Raw genomic sequence first — 15,938 nt, 5'->3', positions numbered from 1 at the left:
AATGGGCCTGAGCCGAGGGCTAACCCACAAGCGGCCATGGAGACAACGAGCGGCGCCGAACCATCACCCCAACGATTGGCGGACGCGGCCTGAGAGGATCACATCATGAAAGTGCAGCCCGCAGCCTTCCTGCGAACCACCCTGCCGCTCGGCATCCAGATGGCGCAGGACTACGATTCGGGCCGCTATCATTCGATCTGGCTGCCCGATCACATGGTCAGCTTCTGGCCCGATTCGATCTGGACGCCGGAGTTCACCGACCTCGCCAGGGCATCGCCCAGTCCGCACCGCCATCTCGACGGGCTGGCCGTCGCCGCCGCGACCGCCGTGCTGACGAAGAACACGCCGCTGGCGACCACCGTGGTCGATACCGTGCGCCGCCATCCCTCGCTGCTGGCGCAGACGGCGCTGACGATCAGCCACTTGTCCAAGGGCCGCTTCATCCTGGGCCTCGGTTCGGGCGAGCTGGAAAACACCGTCCCTTACGGCTTCGATTTCGACAAACCAGTGGGCCGGCTGGAAGAGGCGATCAAGGTCATCAAGCTGCTCTGGCATGCGGACGGCCCGATCGATTTTGAGGGGCAGTTCTTCCACCTCCACCACGCGCGGATGGATACCGAGTTCTATGACGGCAAAGCCCCGCCGATCTGGCTGGGCGCGGCGGGTCCGCGCATGCTCTCGATCACCGGGCGCGAGGCGGATGGCTGGTGGCCGGCGGGATCTTGGACCCCGGAGGACTATGCGGCGAAGCTCAAGGTCATCCTCGACGCGGGCGACGCGGCGGGGCGCGACATGAGCCACTTCACCCCCGCAATCACCCAGATGTGCCTGATCGGCGAGCCTGACGAAATCGACGAAATGCTGCGCGCGCCGATGGTGAAGTCGATCATCCTGATGATGACCGCGAAGGACCTTGCGCAATTCGGCTACGAACACCCGATGGGCCCGGACTGGCGCGGCATCATGGACTTCGATCCGGTGCGCCTCAGCCGTGAGAAGATGGTGAAATTCTGCGAGGAGATGAACCCGCAGGCGATCCGCGACGTGCTCCCCACCGGCACGCCCAAGGAAGTGGCACGGAAGATCAAGGGCTTCGCCGACGCCGGGATGCGCGTCTACAAGCTGATGGAATATGGCGCGATGGGCGGCATGAAGTTCTCCGCCAGTAGCGCCGCCAAAGTCCGCGAGACCGAAGACGAAATCGCGCGGCTGGTGGAGGGCTGACATGAGCCACCTCAACGCGCAGCAATTGCTGCGGGAAGCGCAGCAGCGCACCGGCCTGTCCGACTGGGCGGATGATGGCTTTCCCGAACGTTTCGCCCTCGCCGTGGACCACATCAACGGCATCGCCATGGACGCGGCGGGACGCGTGGCGGCGGCGGAGAACGTAGTCTGGCTGCTGACCGACCGTCTGCGCTTCTTTGAGGATCGCAAGCGCTTCCCTCTGGCGGAGGAAGTGATCGACCGCCCCATGTTCGTCAGCGGCGAACCCCGCTCCGGCACGACCTTGATGCACGCTCTGCTGGCGGTCGATCCCGGCGCGCAGGCGCTGCGGTTCTGGGAGGTGATGCATCCCTCGCCCCCTCCGGGCACCGTCGAGGGCACCGATCCCCGCATCGCGCAGGCCGATGCCGAATGGCGCGAGATCAATGCCAAGATGCCGCGCTGGCTGCACTGCCACCCCTACAACGACATGCTGGGAGACGGCCTTCCCGAAGACGAGCGCACATGGGCCTTCGACTTCCGGGTGATGACGCCCACCGCTTGGTGGCGCGTGCCGATGCAGAACCTTTCCTTCGGGCTGCCCACCGATCCGCCCGCGCAATACCGCATCCACAAGGCCATGCTGCAGGCGCTGCAATACCGGCGCCCGCCGCGCCACTGGGTGCTGAAGGGCTTTCACACCACCCGGCTGGACGCCTTCTTCGGCAGCTACCCCGATGCCTCGCTGGTCTGGCTGCACCGCGACCCGGTGATGGTCGCCGCCAGTTCGACGATGATGATGGCGGACATCATGGATGGGATCGTCGGCAAGATCGATCTGGTGAAGGAAGCCCGCGCCCATCTGGAACGCGTACGCTGGTCGATCGGCAATACGATGGCCCACCCGCTGGCGAGCGATCCGCGCATCCATCACGTGCGCTACCGCGATTTCGTCACCGATCCGATCGGGACCATCCGCGACTACTACGCCTTCGCCGGCCGCCCCTTCACGCCCGAAGCGGAAGATGCGATGCGGCGCTACCTTGCCGAGAACAAGGGCGATCGCCACGGCAAGTTCCACTACTCGACGCAAGTGCTGGTCGATGCCGGCTACGATATCGACGCGCTGAACGCAGAGTTCGCCCCCTTCCGCGCCCGATTCGGCGTAGAGATCGAGCAGCGCTGATGCACCCCCGCGTCAGCCTGCACCAAGTGGCGATGATGGACCGGGAGACCGGCCCCTTCCTCCAGTTTTGCTGCGAGATCGGGGTGCAGCATGCCACGCTCGTTTCGCCGCGACTGATGCAAGCGAGCGAGCTTCGTGCTGCGCGCGAGGCGGTGCAGCATGGCACGACCCGGGTCGGCTGCATCAATCACCCCTTCGCGCTCCAGCCCGACCTAGCAAGCCATACCGAAGGCGCTGCCGATGGGCTGATGAAAGTGATCGACATGGCCGCCGAACTCGGCGCGCCGTCGATCTACCTCATCACCGGCGGACGCGGCGCGCTCTTGTGGGAACAAGCGGCCGAGCGCTTCGCCGATCTGCTCGCCCCCTGCCGCGAACACGCCGCAATGCAGGGCGTCGCGCTCCTGGTCGAAAACGCCTCGCCGCTGACAGTGGACATCCACATCGCCCACACCCTGCCCGATGCCCTGCGCCTCGCTCGGCTCGCCGAGATAGGCCTCTGCGTCGACCTTCATGCCTGCTGGTTCGAGGCGGACTTGCGTGAGAAGCTAGCCGAAGCCTTGCCGCTCACCGGCCTCGTGCAAGTCAGCGACCATGTCCCCGGCGACCGCACCACGCCCTGCCGCGCCGTGCCCGGAGACGGCGCGGTGCCGCTGGAAGCGATTCTGCGCGACGTGCTGGACCTCGGCTATACCGGCCTGTTCGACCTCGAACTGCTCGGCCCGCGTATCGAGGCGGAAGGCCCCGCCCAAGCCTGCACCCGCGCGGCACACACCCTTTCCGACCTCCTCACCAAGCTGGGAGCCTGACACGATGGCCTATGGCGACGGACCCGACGATGCTAAACTCAAGACCGCGTGGGACACCTTCTGCGAACAGCTGAAGCACGCCGGCCGATCCGCCTTCAAGGACGCCAACCCGGCAAACCCGCTCCAACGCGCCGATGCCTTCCGCTTCCTCACCCAGAACCTCGGCCAGGCCTTCGACCTTGCGCTGGAAACGCGCGATCCGGCCTTCCCGCAGATCCACCCGTTCACCACGCCGACGATGAAACTGGGCGGCGACCTGGCCGACTTCACCTACCGGCAGGCATGGATCTCCGGCGACCACGTCTACCGCCTCAGCGGCAAACGCGGCACCGCCCGCTGGCTCAACGTCACGGTGCAAGGCCCGCGCCCGGACAAAGTCCCCGGCACCGATTGGCCCAGCCTGCACGAACCTTTCGGCGACATTCCCGAGGCGAACCTGTTCGGCCATCAGATCGAAACAGACGCCGATGGCCGCTTCGAAGTGACCATCGGCGGCCCGCAGCAGGACAGAAACTGGCTCCCCACCACGCCCGGCACGCGCAAGCTGTTCATCCGCGAAGCCTTCGACGCCTGGGGCGAAACGCCGACCACGCTCACCATCGAACGGATCGGCATGGACTCCCCCCGCCCCCTGCCCACTCCCCCGCAAATGACCGAGGCGATGGACTGGGCGGGCCAGTTCGTCACCGGCCTGATGCGCGACTGGCCCGAGCACGCCTGGCTCACCTCACGCGGGGTCTGCGATCCGGCCAGCCTCAACATGTTCCCGGCGGACAAGGCCGCCAACGACGCCAGCGATGCCAAGCGCGGACGCATGGCCGCGCACATGGTCTGGCACCTCGAACCCGATGAGGCGCTGATCGTCGAGATGGACTGGCATGAAGGCTTCTGGCTGTTCGGCATGGGCGGCGCGCTGATGGGCTCCATGGACTTCCTCCACCGCCCGGTCAGCTACACCCCTGCGCGAACGAAAGTCGACGAAGACGGCGTCGTCCGCCTGATTCTCGCGCATCGGGACCCCGGCCTCCACAACTGGCTCGACACCCAGGGGTTTTCGGACGGCAACCTCACTTACCGCAACCTGATGAGCCAGCAGCCCGCCACCTTCCGCACGCATCTGGTAAAGGCTGCGGAGCTTGCGAGCCACCTGCCGAAATCCACGGCAAAAGCCGATCCCGCAGCCCGCGCCGTCATGCTGCTGGAGCGATATCGAGCCATCAAGCTGCGCTACGGCCTGTGACCGGAAAGAAATCGAAAAAGTTCATCGCCTTTGGCCGCAAAGCCCCTTGCGCGATCTTGCGCCGCTCGGTAAAGGCGCCCCCTGCCCCGGTACGGCTTTCAACCCGAACGGACCAAGGCAAGCCGCTTTAGCTCAGTTGGTAGAGCACATCATTCGTAATGATGGGGTCACAGGTTCGAATCCTGTAAGCGGCACCACTCTCCTGATATTTCCGAAATTTCAGTCCGCGCTGGCGAAGCGTATGGGATCCTCGCCTGTTTGCCACGGTGGCAGGCGGAGCATCGCCGCCGTGAACAGGGGCGAGTGCAGGTGGTCGGCCAGCCAGGCTTGAAGGTGCTTCAGCGGCTGGGCTTCGAACCAGTCCGGCTCGACGGCGGCGAACTGGCGGACGAAGGGCATGATGGCGGCATCGGCGATCCCGCGCGCCGGGCCGCAGAGATGGCGGCTTCCTGCCAGCCGGGCGTCGAGTTGGCGCAGGAACGCCATCCCGCTTTCGCGGTGTGCGAGCGCGTCGCTGTCGTGGCGGTGAGGGTATTTGTAACGGTCGAGGTCGTGCTTGAAGCCGCCGTCATTGGCGGCGATCAGCGCGGTATCGTCCCGGGTGAGCCAGTCTTCGGGATCGTGCCGGGACAGCGCCCAGCGCATGATGTCCAGGCTCTGGTCGATCACCGTGCCGCCGGGCAGCACCATCACCGGCACCGTTCCCTTGGGGGAAGCCTCCAGCATTTCGGCGGGCTTTGCCGACAGCTTTACTTCGCGCAGTTCGCAGGCGGTGCCGCTCACCAGCAGCGCCAGGCGCGCCCTCATCGCGTAAGGGCAGCGGCGGAAGCTGTAGAGGATCGGATCAGCCAGCGTCCTGCTCCGTTTCGCTCTCTCCCGCTCTCGCCGCGTCTGCGTGCAGGTCCTGGCGCATGGCGCCGACGTGAAGCTCCCCGCGCTCGGCCGCCAGCGCTTCCTGGCGGTGGCGCTCGCGATAGGATGCGCGCTGTTCGTCGCTGCGCTCTTGGTGGCAGGCGGGGCAGCTGACCCCTTCCTCGAAGAGCGGCGAGGCCTGGTCCGCCGCGTTCACCGGGCGGCGGCAGGCATGGCACAGCGCATGGCTGCCCTGGACCAGTCCGTGGCCGATGGTGACGCGCTGATCGAACACGAAGCATTCGCCCTGCCAGAGGCTCTCCTCTTCGGGAACGGTCTCCAGATACTTGAGGATACCGCCCTTGAGGTGGAACACGTCCTCCACCCCTTCCTGCTTGAGAAAGGCTGTCGACTTCTCGCAACGGATGCCGCCCGTGCAGAACATCGCGACTTTCGGAGGTTTGCCCCCGGCGCCGGTCGCCGCCATCAGCTTCTCGCGCTCGGCGCGGAACCATTCGGGAAAATCGCGGAAGGTCGCCGTTTGGGGATCGATGGCACCCTGGAACGTGCCCACCGCGACTTCATAGTCGTTGCGGGTATCGATCACGATCGTGTCCGGATCGGCGATCAGCGCGTTCCAGTCCTGCGGCTCGACATATGTGCCGACGATGGCCAGCGGGTCGATGTCGGGCTGCCCCATCGTCACGATCTCGCGCTTGAGGCGCACTTTCATGCGGTGAAACGGCATGTCCTGCGCGCCCGAGAGCTTCACGTCCACGCCTTCGCAGCCCGGCAGCGCCCGGACATGGTCGAGCACGCGCGCGATGCCGTCGTGAGGACCGGCGATCGTGCCGTTGATGCCTTCCGCCGCCAGGAGCAGCGTGCCCTTGATGCCCTGCTCCTCGCAAAGGCGCAGCAACGGTTCGCGCAGCGCCGCGTGATCCGCGAAGCGGGTAAACTGGTAGAGCGCCGCAACGCACACGGGCGCGCGGCCGACCGCCTCGGCGGAATCGTTCATCTGGGCACAGCCATCTTGCATGACGCGGCCCTTAGCGCGGAATCGCGAGGAAATGAATGCCGCGCGCACAGCAAGACGCCCCAGGCAGCCTGGCTGCCCGGGGCGTCTCGAATTTCGTGCGCGTCGTCAGGCCGTTATCGAGCCCGACCTGCGCTTACTGGCAAGCCAGGCATTCGTCGTAGTCGGTCGTCTCGCCGATCTGGAACTTGGGCGCCTCGGGCGTATTGTCCGCCTCGACGCCGCCGCCCGCACCGGCGAAGCCCGCGCGCTGCAACGACTTCGAGCGCAGGTAATAGAGCGACTTGATGCCCTTCTCCCAGGCCTGGAAGTGCAGCATCATCAGGTCCCACTTGTCGACGTCGGCCGGGATGAACAGGTTCAGCGACTGGGCCTGGTCGATATAGGGCGTACGGTCGGCCGCGAATTCGAGCAGCCAGCGCTGGTCGATCTCGAAGCTGGTCTTGTAGACCCCCTTCTCGTCCGGCGTCAGGAAATCGAGGTGCTGGACCGAACCGCCGTGTTCGAGGATCGAATTCCACACATTGTTCGAATCCTTGCTCTTCGAAGCGAGCAGCTTCTGGAGGTACGGGTTCTTCACCACGAACGAGCCCGAGAGCGTCTTGTGGGTGTAGATGTTGGCCGGGATCGGCTCGATGCAGGCCGAAGTGCCGCCGCAGATGATCGAGATCGACGCGGTAGGCGCGATCGCCATCTTGCAGCTGAAGCGCTGCATCACGCCCATTTCGGCCGCGTCCGGGCACGGGCCGCGCTCGTTGGCGAGCAGCAGCGAGGCCTCGTCCGCCTTGGCGGCGATGTGCTGGAACATCTGCATGTTCAGTGCCTTGGCCATCGCGCTTTCGAAGGCGATGCCGCGCTTCTGGAGGTACGAGTGGTAGCCCATGACGCCCATGCCCACCGAACGCTCACGCGCGGCGGAGTAGCGCGCGCGGGCCATCTCGTCCGGCGCGCGGTCGATGTAGTCCTGCAGCACGTTGTCGAGGAAGCGCAGAACATCTTCCACGAAGCTCTTCTCGCCCTTCCACTCTTCCCAGGTTTCCAGGTTGAGCGAGGAGAGGCAGCACACGGCCGTACGGTCGTTGCCCAGGTGGTCGCGGCCGGTGGGCAGCGTGATTTCCGAGCACAGGTTCGATGTCGAGACCTTGAGGCCCAGATCGCGGTGATGCTTGGGCATCATGCGGTTCACGGTGTCGGAGAACACCAGGTAGGGCTCACCGGTGGCGAGACGCACTTCGACCAGCTTCTGGAACAGCGAGCGGGCGTGGACGGTGCTGCGCACCGAACCATCCTTGGGGCTGCGCAGCGCGAAGTCAGTGCCATCGCGCACGGCTTCCATGAACTCGTCGGTCAGCAGCACGCCGTGGTGCAGGTTCAGTGCCTTGCGGTTGAAGTCGCCGGAGGTCTTGCGGATCTCCAGGAACTCCTCGATCTCGGGGTGCGAGACGTCCAGGTAGCAGGCGGCCGAGCCGCGGCGCAGCGAACCCTGCGAAATCGCCAGGGTCAGCGAATCCATCACGCGGACGAAGGGGATGATGCCGCTGGTCTTGCCGTTCAGGCCCACCGGCTCACCGATGCCGCGCACGTTGCCCCAGTAAGTGCCGATGCCGCCACCGCGCGAGGCGAGCCAGACATTCTCGTTCCAGGTTGAAACGATGCCTTCCAGGCTGTCGTCCACCGAGTTGAGGTAGCACGAGATGGGCAGGCCGCGGCCGGTGCCGCCGTTCGAGAGAACGGGGGTGGCGGGCATGAACCACAGCTTCGAGATGTAGTCATAGAGCCGCTGCGCATGGTCCTGATCGTCCGCATAGGCGTCGGCCACGCGGGCGAAGAGGTCCTGGTACTTCTCGCCCGGCAGCAGGTAGCGATCGTCCAGCGTTTCCTTGCCGAAATCGGTCAGCAGCGCGTCACGCGAATCGTCGGTGACGACGGTGAAGCGGCGTGCATTGATCGTCTTCGAATCGGGACGCGCCTTCGGGGCTTCCGGAGCGGCGGCAGCGGCCGCCAGCAGGGCGTCGGCCACAAGAGCGGCCGTAGCGGTATCGGTCTTGTCCATCGCTATTGCCGGGCTCTCGCCCGCCTCCTTTTCCGTTTTCGCCGGCTTTTTCACGGGCTTGGCCAATTCGGACTTGATCCGTTCCAGCTTCACCGGCGCGGCCTGCACTTCTTCCACCTTGGGGGCCGGGGCCCGGGGCGAAAGCTCGAAACCGGGCATTTCCACCTGGCCATCATTCTGATTCATATCTGCCTGCATAGCGTCGGAGCTGTTCACGTCAGCGTCGCTTCCGTTTCTGAAATCCAATTTTCGCCCCCGTTAGCTCAACTGTTCAAACTCTGGCCGTTCAACCTGCGGCCCACCCCGATCAGGCCACCCTGATCCGGCCACTTGGCGCTCGGCCGCCCGGTCCCTGGTTTCCCATTTTCCGAGCCACGTCATCGAAGCGCCAAAAAGCGCGTTCAGCATTGCACCCGGACCGGCCCGAACATCCTTTGCCTGTCCGCGATTCGTCGGAGCGAAGAACCGACCGACATACCACTGACAGGCACAAAAAGAGAACGAAATCTCTGACCGACCCTGGCGCGAGCCCTTCGCAAGAAGCACCGGACACCGGAAAACCGCCTTTAGGGACACCTGACGGCCCAAGGACGATTTCTCTAGGTTTAGATGCCCCGCGATCGACGCGCCACAACCCATAGTGCCTGTTCTGGATTTTGACGCAAGGGGGCTGCCCTTCCCCGCGGCCCCGGCAAGTCTTGCCCCTTTACAGCCGAGGGGGTCTCGCGACGCGTGGGAACTCCTTCACCGGCCCCATGCGCAAGTGCCTATTTCGAAGGTCGTACTAAAAATTTTTCCACATAAAACGGCGGTGAAGCGAATCTGTTTTGCGACGAAACGAGTCGCCGTTTTCCGGACATTTCGCCTCTGTCGAGACACTTGCCCCGGCATTTCCCCATCTCATTGGAGGGAGGCCGGGAACGAACCACGCCGCGAATCCCACCGAGCGCCTCGACGGACCGGGTCTGCATCCTGCAGAACCGCGATTGAAACCGTCCTGTAGTTCGCGGCTTCTAGGGCATGATCCCCGGGGCGGCAGGTCCCGAATTTATAACGAGGGTTTTCCAGGTCATGATCAATATCATCGGCGCCATCATCAGCGGCCTCATCATCGGCGTGCTGGCGCGATTCTTCTATCCCGGCTCGGTCGACATGGGCTGGATCGCGACGATCCTGCTCGGCATCGGCGGCTCGCTCGTGGCGGGTCTCGTGACCACCCGCGGCCAGGCGGACTTCCAGCGCGCCGGCTGCCTCGCCTCGATCGTCGGCGCCGTGGTGCTGATCTTCCTGGGCCGCCTGCTGGGCATCTCGTTCTGAGCCCGGCCCGAACCGCCTGAAAAAGCCCGCGCACATCGCCGCTCTTTCGCCGCGCGGATCCGCGCGGTAGAAGGCGGCCATGGCCGACATCATCAATCTCCGCATGGCCCGCAAGGCCAAGACGCGCGACGCCGCAAGGCATGAAGCCGACGCCAGCCGCGCGCGCCATGGCAGAACCCGGGCCGAGCGCGGCGCCGCCGAAGCGGAAGCCGCGCGCCTGGTCCGGGTGGTGGACGGCGCCAAGCGCGAGCGCAGCGAAGAAACGCCCGAAAAGGGAACGGACTGATGCGCAGCACTTATCTCGAAGCCAGCGTGCGCCTCTATCATCTCGACGGCGGCTCTGAAGGCGGCGCGGCCAACACCCTGTTCTACGGCCCGCTGTCCGAGGCGATGAACGTCGCCGCGCTCCAGAGCGAGGACGTGCAGGACGGCCTCTTCATCGCCACGGACAATGACGTGGTGGCTTACCTCGACCTTGTGGAAGACTGGTAGGGACGCCGTCGAAAACGAAAACGGCCCCGGCCTCCTCCTGGAGCCCGGGGCCGTTTTTCGTTCAGGGCTGCCTGTCAGCGAACCCTGGCAAACGTCCTCAGAACCGCGCTTGCAGGCCGGCCGCGAGATAGTGGTCGCCGAAATTGCCCTTCACGTCGATGCGCGGGAGGATCGGCATGGCCACGGTGCCATAGGCCCGCAAATCGTCACCGATCAGGCGTGCGCCGACGCCGAAGCCCAGCGACATCGGCAGGCGGTACATCGCCTCGACCTTGCCGAAGATCTTGGTGCCGGAATTGTCACACTTGCCGTCGGAGACCTGGTTACCGCTGTCCTTGTTGAAGCACTGCGAATCCTGGTTGACGTAGCCGGGGTGGTCGCGGTGATGGAAGAACACGCCGGCGGCAGGGGTAATGCTGAAGCCGCCGTCCGAGATCACCGGCACGCCAAGCGCCAGTTCACCGCCCCAGTCCCCTTCCGAGCGCGCCACATTGGCCTCGGCCGTCACTTGCGCAGCGGCAGGCGTGGCGGCGACGACGGCGCCGATCGCCAGTGCGGCGGAAAGGACAGCCTTGCTGGCGGCACCGGGAACGGAGGGACGGAATTTCATGGTAGGTCCTTGATTTGAGACATCTGCTTCTGATCCCAGAGGCCTAGGATTCCAGCGGGTCGAAACGCAAGACGGCCGGATTCGGTCCATCCCGGCCCAGGCTCTGTCCGTCCCGCCAGCCTCTACGGCGCGTTTACCAATCCATCGCCGGCCGCACGCCGCACTATCCAAAAGAGACGCGCCCGAAACGGATCGGCGCTCTTGTCCGCCGAGGCTCCAGGGCGCAAAACCGCAGCCCGCTACACCCGCGGGAGGCAGGCATGATCTTCGAGCAGATCGCGACGGGCGGCTGTCAATCCTATCTGGTGGGCTGCGAAGGCAGCCGTTCGGCGATCCTCATCGACCCCGAACAATCGCAGGTCGATCGCTATCTCGGCCTTGCCGGCCAGCTCGGGGTCCATGTTCGCTACGTGCTGGACACCCATACTCACGCCGATCATTTCTCCGCCAGCCGCGAACTGGGCAAGGCGTTCCAGGCGCCGGTGGTGATGAACCGCCTGAGCCCGGCGCCCTATGCCGAGATGCGGCTGGACGACGGGGACATGCTGATCGTGGGCAACCTGCGGCTTCGGGCCATGCATACGCCGGGCCACACCCGCGATTCGATGTGCATGGTCATGGAGGACCGGGTCTTCACCGGCGACACCCTGCTGATCGGCGGCACCGGGCGAACCGACCTGCCCACCGGCGATCCCGAGGCGCTTCACGGCAGCCTCTTCGGCAAGTTGCTGGCCCTGCCGCTCGAAACCCGCGTCTATCCCGCCCACGACTACAAGGGCCGCAGCCATTCGACCATCGGCGCCGAGATCGCTGAAAATCCGCGCCTCAAGAACAGCGAGCGCGCGGAATTCGTGGCGATGATGCAGCACCTGGATCTTGCCGCGCCGACGCACCTGACCGAGGCCCTGCGCACCAACATGAACGGCGGCAGGACCGTGGCGCAGCTCCTGGCCGATGCCGCCACGCGGGTGCCGTTCGTCTCGCTGGCGGAACTGCGCGCGCGGATCGGCCGGCAGGACGGCCTGATCGTGCTCGACGTGCGCGAAAGGGACGCTTTCGAAGCCGGCCATGTTCCCGGCGCCATCCATCTGCCGCGCGGGCAACTGGAACTGAGGGTCAATGCCATGCTCACCGATCCGACGGCCCGGCTGGTCACCTGCTGCGAATTCGGCAAGATCTCCACCCTGGCCGCAGCGACCTTGCGGGAACTCGGCTTCCCGCGCGCTGCGGCTCTGGATGGCGGCATGAAGGCCTGGATCGAGGCCGGCTACGAGGTCGAACTGCCCGACTGACCCGCGCCCTCGGCGCCGGCCCGATCCTCGGCGCCGGCCCGATCCTCGGCGCCGGCATCAGGCCTGGAACACGACCTTGGTGCCCGCCGAAACCATCTGCGCCAGGCGCGCCGCGTCCCAGTTGGTCAGGCGCACGCAGCCATGGCTTTCGGTCTTGCCGATGTTCTTCGGTTCGGGCGTGCCGTGGATGCCGTAGTGCTCCTTGGACAAGTCCAGCCAGACGACGCCGACCGGCCCGTTCGGACCCGGCGGGAGCAGCTTGTCCTTGGCATTCTTCTTGGCATCCCAGAACAGGTCCGGGTTGAAATGATAGTCCGGATTGCGGGCCTCGCCCACGATCTTCCAGGTGCCGAGCGGCAGCGGATCGTGGCCGCTGCCGGTGGTCACCGGGAACTGCGCGATCAGCTTGTTGCCCTGATCGTAGACCCGCAGCGCCCCGTCGGACTTGTCGACCACGATGTGATCGGCCTTGGGCTGCTCGGCAGGAACGCCCAGGCTCTGCAGCGTCTTGGCCCAGCCGGTCTTGTCATCGGGGATGTCCGCCAGCGCGGCGTCGGGGATGTCCGGCACCCGGATCGTGCGTCCCGCACCCAGCACCGTGCCCGGCCCATTCAGGGCCAGCAGCGTCTCGGGCGTTGTGTGGAAGCGTTCGGCCAGCGCCTCGGCCATGCTGCGATAGCCGAGATGGTCGAACTCGGCCTGTCCGGCCATGTTCTGCGGAAGGTCCGGGAAGAACGGCCCACGCGCGAAGGCCTTGGGAATGACGACATTGCGCGTGGCGCCCTGCCTGTCGGAAATGAGCGCCTGCTGCGTCGCGGGATCGAGCTTGCCACTTACCGGCAGGCCCTGCGCTTCCTGGAACCCGCGCAAGGCCAGGCCGTAGGACCCGCCTTCGCGGCCATCGATCACGCCCGAGGAGAAGCCCTTCCGATCGAGCGCCACCTGGGCGCGCATGACGAGGCTGTCGGCCGCCTCGGTCGCGCCGCCGCCGGGGGCCGAGGCGAAGGCCATGGGATCGCCGGACTGCGCGGCCCCCTTGTTGTCGCCATTACCGCCATCGCCTCCCGCGTTGCGGTCGCCCGAATGGCAGGCGGAGAGCAGGAGAACAGCGGCGAACGTCAGCGGCAGGGATCGCATCAAGCGGGCATCCTTCGATTTTTCGTTTCCCTGCTTAACGCGCGAGGGGCCTTGCGGCTTCCTGCGCCGCGCGATTTCGTGCGCCATGCCGCCCGGCCTGCCCTTGCCCGATGCAGCAAGGGCACGGCGGCGATCTCTTTCCGCAACCGCCGCCCATTGTGCCGAAGCCCCGCTTGCCATACCGGCTGGCGCCATGAGCAGGCTCGATTCCTTCTTCGCGGCGGCGCTCGGCCGCATCGAGAGCGCCGGCCAGCGCCGCATCCTGCGCGCCGCGTCGCTCGAAAACGGCGGCCGCGTCATGCGCGGCGGGCGGGCGTTGCTCGACTTTTCCAGCAACGACTACCTCGGCCTCGCCCGGCACCCCCGCCTCGTCGAGCGGGCGCGGGAATGGACGCAGGCCCATGGCACCGGCTCGGGAGCCTCGCGGCTGGTCACCGGCACCAGCGAGGCGCACCTCGCGCTCGAAAGGCGGATCGCCGGCTTCAAGCATGCCGAAGCCGCCCTGCTGTTCGCCAGCGGCTGGCAGGCCAATGCCGCCGTGATCCCGGCGCTGCTGGCCGCCGTCCCGGGCGCGGCGGTCTTCACCGACCGCCTGATTCACGCCAGCATGCACGCCGGCCTCGCCATATCCGGCACGCGCCAGCACCGTTTCCGCCACAACGACCTCGATCACCTGGAAGAGCTGCTGGCAGGCAAAGGCGCCGACACGCCGGCGCGGCTGATCCTCACCGAGAGCGTCTTCTCGATGGACGGAGACCGCGCCGACATCGGCCGCCTTGCCGCCATCGCCGCCCGGCACGATGCCTTCCTCTTCGTGGACGAGGCCCATGCCACCGGCGTGCTCGGACCGGGCGGGGCCGGTCTCTCGGCCGAGGCGCCCGGCGGGATCGACCTGATCATGGGCACTTTCAGCAAGGCCCTGGGCGGCTTCGGCGCTTATGTCGCCGGATCGCGCGTGATGATCGACTACCTCGTCAATGCGGCGAGCGGCTTCATCTTCACGACGGCGCCGCCGCCGGCCGTGCTCGGCGCCATAGACGCCGCGCTCGACCTGGTGCCCGGCATGAACGCAGAGCGCGCCCATCTCGCGGCGCTGGGCGAGCGGCTGCGCAGCGGTCTCGCCGCGCTCGGCATCGACCATGGCGCGTCCAGCACGCAGATCGTGCCGGCCATGATCGGCGGCGAACAGGCTGCTCTCGACCTGTCCCGCGCGTTGGAAGAGCGCGGGGTTCTGGCTTCCGCGATCCGCCCGCCCACGGTGCCCCCCGGCACCAGCCGCCTGCGCCTGGCGCTGCGGGCGACTCATGCGGAAAGCGACATCGACACCCTGCTCAACCTGATCGAGGGCTGCCGGTGAACCTGCTCTTCGTCCATGGCTGGGGCTTCGACCGCAGCTTCTGGCAACCGCTTGCCGCGCTTCTGGCGGACCTGCCGCAGGCGATCGACGATCGCGGCTATTTCGGAACACCCGAGGCCGTCTCCTCAGGCGGACCTTGCATCGCCGTGACTCATTCCTTCGGCACCATGCGCGTGCTCGCCGCGCCGCCTGCGGGCCTCGTCGGCGTGCTGGCGATCAACGGATTCGCGCGCTTTGCCGCCAGCCCGGACTATCCCGGCGTGCCCCCGCGCGTGATCGACCGCATGCTGCGCCGCTTCGACGAGGCGCCACGCACGGTGCTCTCCGAATTCCGCCGCCAGTGCGGCGGGGATGCCGACTTCGGCGAGATCGACGCCGCCCTGCTGCACGAAGACCTCTCCCGCCTGCGCCACGACGAAGCGCCATTGCCGCCGGTTCCGGTGGTCTCGCTGCAAGGCACCCGCGACCCCCTCCTGCCCGAGGCGATGCGCGCGCAAGTGTTCGAGGGCGCGGTGGTGCGCCGGGTGGACTGTGCGGACGGCGGCCATCTGCTCCCGCGCGAGGCGCCGGAATTCTGCGCGGCGGTCCTTCGCGACATCATCGGAACGCCGGCATGACCGCGCCGCGCGAACGCGTCGGCCGCGCCTTTGCCGCCGCGCCCGATTACGACGGCCATGCCCGCGTGCAGCGCGATGTGGCGCAGGACCTGGCCGCCCGCATCACCGCGCTGGACCTGCCGGAGCGCCCCCGCATCCTGGAAATCGGCTGCGGCACCGGCTTCCTGACCCAGGCTCTCGCCGGGCTTGGCGGCGACTGGCTCGTCACCGATCTTGCTCCTGAAATGCTGCAACGCTGCCGCGCGCGACTGGGCGAGGCCGTCCGCCACCGCTTCGCCGTGCTCGACGGCGAATACGGAACTCCGGAGGGCGGCCCCTTCGACCTGATCTGCTCCAGCCTGGCCGTGCAATGGTTCGACGATGCCCCGGCGGCCCTTTCCCGCATCGCGGGCTGGCTGGCGCCCGGCGGGCACCTCATGGTCTCCACGCTCGGCCCCGGCAGCTTCGCCGAGTGGCGCGCGGCGCACGATCCCGAGGGGCTGGCGCCAGGAACACCGCGCTTCGCGCCCATCGCGGATTTCGGCGCCGGCGTTGCGGCCGTGGAACGCCGCGCCGAACATCACGAGAGCCCGCTGGCCTTCCTCCATGCCCTCAAGGCCATCGGCGCGCAGACGGCCGAGGAAGGTCACCGGCCGCTGTCGCCGGGCCAGCTCCGCCGCGTCATGGCGCGTTTCGCCCAGAATGGATGCAACGTGACTTACGAAGTCGTGACCTGCCACCTAAAGTCCCGGAATTGA

At 66.7% G+C, this 15,938-nt stretch carries 16 protein-coding genes and 1 tRNA gene; 12 read left to right on the top strand and 5 right to left on the bottom strand.

Annotated elements, in window-relative coordinates; translation table 11 throughout:
• The first annotated feature begins 105 nt into the window (after positions 1 to 105).
• The 5 genes from AC1VV3_RS11750 to AC1VV3_RS11730 all read left to right on the top strand — a co-directional run bounded on the left by AC1VV3_RS11750 (position 106) and on the right by AC1VV3_RS11730 (position 4,635).
• Positions 106 to 1,224, top strand: a complete 1,119-nt coding sequence (locus AC1VV3_RS11750; RefSeq protein WP_482961834.1) for an LLM class flavin-dependent oxidoreductase — start codon at positions 106 to 108, stop codon at positions 1,222 to 1,224.
• A 1-nt stretch (position 1,225) separates the two neighbouring features.
• Entirely contained in the window at positions 1,226 to 2,389 is a 1,164-nt protein-coding gene (locus tag AC1VV3_RS11745; protein WP_482961833.1) for a sulfotransferase family protein, read from the top strand.
• Positions 2,389 to 3,198, top strand: coding sequence for a sugar phosphate isomerase/epimerase family protein (locus tag AC1VV3_RS11740; protein ID WP_482961832.1), 810 nt, complete (start codon positions 2,389 to 2,391; stop codon positions 3,196 to 3,198). Before AC1VV3_RS11745 ends, AC1VV3_RS11740 begins: the two co-directional genes overlap by 1 nt.
• Before the next feature lie 4 nt (positions 3,199 to 3,202).
• A complete protein-coding gene (locus tag AC1VV3_RS11735) occupies positions 3,203 to 4,438 on the top strand; it encodes a DUF1214 domain-containing protein (RefSeq protein ID WP_482961831.1) in 1,236 nt (411 codons plus the stop codon).
• Between the two features lie 121 nt (positions 4,439 to 4,559).
• Positions 4,560 to 4,635 (top strand) — tRNA-Thr (locus AC1VV3_RS11730).
• A 22-nt stretch (positions 4,636 to 4,657) separates the two neighbouring features.
• Here the strand turns inward: AC1VV3_RS11730 and AC1VV3_RS11725 are convergent.
• The 3 genes from AC1VV3_RS11725 to AC1VV3_RS11715 form a co-directional block, all read right to left on the bottom strand.
• A complete protein-coding gene (locus AC1VV3_RS11725) occupies positions 4,658 to 5,245 on the bottom strand; it encodes a glutathione S-transferase (protein ID WP_482961830.1) in 588 nt (195 codons plus the stop codon).
• Positions 5,246 to 5,282: 37 nt separating this feature from the next.
• Positions 5,283 to 6,308, bottom strand: a complete 1,026-nt coding sequence (gene trhO / locus AC1VV3_RS11720) for an oxygen-dependent tRNA uridine(34) hydroxylase TrhO (RefSeq protein WP_482961829.1) — start codon at positions 6,306 to 6,308, stop codon at positions 5,283 to 5,285.
• 154 nt (positions 6,309 to 6,462) lie between these two features.
• On the bottom strand, positions 6,463 to 8,379 hold the full coding sequence (locus tag AC1VV3_RS11715; protein WP_243654389.1) for a ribonucleoside-diphosphate reductase subunit alpha: 1,917 nt from the start codon (positions 8,377 to 8,379) through the stop codon (positions 6,463 to 6,465).
• A 1,071-nt stretch (positions 8,380 to 9,450) separates the two neighbouring features.
• On the opposite strand from AC1VV3_RS11715, the gene AC1VV3_RS11710 reads away from it, so the two are divergent.
• The 3 genes from AC1VV3_RS11710 to AC1VV3_RS11700 all read left to right on the top strand — a co-directional run bounded on the left by AC1VV3_RS11710 (position 9,451) and on the right by AC1VV3_RS11700 (position 10,188).
• Positions 9,451 to 9,696: a GlsB/YeaQ/YmgE family stress response membrane protein gene (locus AC1VV3_RS11710; protein ID WP_132268210.1), complete on the top strand. Its 246-nt coding sequence runs from the start codon at positions 9,451 to 9,453 to the stop codon at positions 9,694 to 9,696.
• Positions 9,697 to 9,775: 79 nt separating this feature from the next.
• Positions 9,776 to 9,982: a DUF4169 family protein gene (locus AC1VV3_RS11705; RefSeq protein WP_134093876.1), complete on the top strand. Its 207-nt coding sequence runs from the start codon at positions 9,776 to 9,778 to the stop codon at positions 9,980 to 9,982.
• Positions 9,982 to 10,188, top strand: coding sequence for a hypothetical protein (locus AC1VV3_RS11700; RefSeq protein WP_132268206.1), 207 nt, complete (start codon positions 9,982 to 9,984; stop codon positions 10,186 to 10,188). The genes AC1VV3_RS11705 and AC1VV3_RS11700 overlap by 1 nt, the downstream gene beginning before the upstream one ends.
• Before the next feature lie 97 nt (positions 10,189 to 10,285).
• On the opposite strand, the gene AC1VV3_RS11695 is transcribed toward AC1VV3_RS11700, so the two are convergent.
• Positions 10,286 to 10,798 carry a hypothetical protein gene (locus AC1VV3_RS11695; RefSeq protein ID WP_243654361.1) on the bottom strand — a complete coding sequence of 171 codons (513 nt, stop codon included), beginning with the start codon at positions 10,796 to 10,798 and terminating at the stop codon, positions 10,286 to 10,288.
• A 260-nt stretch (positions 10,799 to 11,058) separates the two neighbouring features.
• Between AC1VV3_RS11695 and AC1VV3_RS11690 the strand changes: the two genes are divergently transcribed.
• Positions 11,059 to 12,090, top strand: coding sequence for an MBL fold metallo-hydrolase (locus AC1VV3_RS11690; protein WP_482961828.1), 1,032 nt, complete (start codon positions 11,059 to 11,061; stop codon positions 12,088 to 12,090).
• A gap of 57 nt (positions 12,091 to 12,147) precedes the next feature.
• Here the strand turns inward: AC1VV3_RS11690 and AC1VV3_RS11685 are convergent, their stop codons facing one another.
• On the bottom strand, positions 12,148 to 13,227 hold the full coding sequence (locus tag AC1VV3_RS11685; protein WP_482961827.1) for a L,D-transpeptidase family protein: 1,080 nt from the start codon (positions 13,225 to 13,227) through the stop codon (positions 12,148 to 12,150).
• A 193-nt stretch (positions 13,228 to 13,420) separates the two neighbouring features.
• Here AC1VV3_RS11685 and AC1VV3_RS11680 point away from each other — a divergent pair, with 193 nt between their 5' ends.
• From AC1VV3_RS11680 to AC1VV3_RS11670, 3 genes are read left to right on the top strand one after another with little or no spacing between them, the layout of a single operon-like run.
• Positions 13,421 to 14,584, top strand: coding sequence for an aminotransferase class I/II-fold pyridoxal phosphate-dependent enzyme (locus AC1VV3_RS11680; protein WP_482961826.1), 1,164 nt, complete (start codon positions 13,421 to 13,423; stop codon positions 14,582 to 14,584).
• On the top strand, positions 14,581 to 15,201 hold the full coding sequence (locus AC1VV3_RS11675) for an alpha/beta fold hydrolase (protein WP_482961825.1): 621 nt from the start codon (positions 14,581 to 14,583) through the stop codon (positions 15,199 to 15,201). The genes AC1VV3_RS11680 and AC1VV3_RS11675 overlap by 4 nt, the downstream gene beginning before the upstream one ends.
• Entirely contained in the window at positions 15,198 to 15,938 is a 741-nt protein-coding gene (locus AC1VV3_RS11670; RefSeq protein WP_482961824.1) for a methyltransferase domain-containing protein, read from the top strand. The genes AC1VV3_RS11675 and AC1VV3_RS11670 overlap by 4 nt, the downstream gene beginning before the upstream one ends.

The organism is Novosphingobium sp. BL-S-34 (assembly GCF_056857015.1).
The sequence above is the reverse complement of the archived record's forward strand: the minus strand, read 5'-3'. Positions and strand labels throughout refer to the sequence as shown.